At 67.5% G+C, this 1028-nt stretch carries 1 protein-coding gene; it reads left to right on the forward strand.

What is annotated here, in order from left to right; translation table 11 throughout:
* Positions 1 to 28 precede the first annotated feature (28 nt).
* Positions 29 to 997 (forward strand): ribose-phosphate diphosphokinase, encoded by a 969-nt coding sequence (locus ACFVUS_RS44200; protein WP_387781640.1) that lies wholly within the window; start codon positions 29 to 31, stop codon positions 995 to 997.
* The last annotated feature ends 31 nt before the right edge of the window (positions 998 to 1028 follow it).

Here is a 1028-nt window from a genome sequence, read left to right on the forward strand (position 1 = left end):
CGTCTGAGGAGACAGTGCTGTGACCGGGATCAAGACGACCGGCGAGAAGAAGCTGATGCTCTTCTCCGGCCGCGCCCACCCCGAGCTGGCCGAGGAGGTCGCACACCAGCTGGGAGTCGGCCTCGTGCCGACGAAGGCCTTCGACTTCGCGAACGGTGAGATCTACGTCCGCTTCCAGGAGTCGGCTCGCGGCGCGGACTGCTTCCTGATCCAGAGCCACACGGCTCCGATCAACAAGTGGATCATGGAGCAGCTGATCATGATCGACGCGCTGAAGCGCGCGTCGGCACGCTCCATCACCGTGATCATCCCCTCCTACGGGTACGCCCGCCAGGACAAGAAGCACAAGGGCCGCGAGCCGATCTCGGCCCGCCTGGTGGCGGACCTGCTGAAGACCGCGGGCGCGGACCGCATCCTGACGGTCGACCTGCACACGGACCAGATCCAGGGCTTCTTCGACGGCCCGGTCGACCACCTCTCGGCCCTGCCGGTCCTCGCGGACTACGTGGGCGCCAAGGTGGACCGCACCAAGCTGACGATCGTCTCCCCGGACGCCGGCCGCGTGCGCGTGGCCGACCGCTGGTGCGACCGTCTGGACGCGCCGCTGGCCATCGTGCACAAGCGCCGCGACAAGGACGTCGCCAACCAGGTGACCGTCCACGAGGTCGTCGGTGAGGTCAAGGGCCGCGTCTGCGTCCTGGTCGACGACATGATCGACACCGGTGGCACCATCTGCGCCGCGGCCGACGCGCTGTTCGCGCACGGCGCCGAGGACGTCATCGTGACGGCCACGCACGGCATCCTGTCCGGCCCGGCGGCCGACCGTCTGAAGAACTCCAAGGTCAGCGAGTTCATCTTCACGAACACCCTGCCGGACCCGTCGGACCTGGAGCTCGACAAGATCACGGTCCTGTCGATCGCCCCGATGGTGGCGCGCGCGGTCCGCGAGGTCTTCGAGGACGGCTCGGTCACCAGCCTGTTCGAAGAGCAGCAGTAACAGCGGGCACGGGTAACAAGGACCACAGAAG

The sequence above is a fragment of the Nocardia sp. NPDC058058 genome (assembly GCF_042885355.1).
Taxonomy (GTDB): domain Bacteria; phylum Actinomycetota; class Actinomycetes; order Mycobacteriales; family Mycobacteriaceae; genus Nocardia.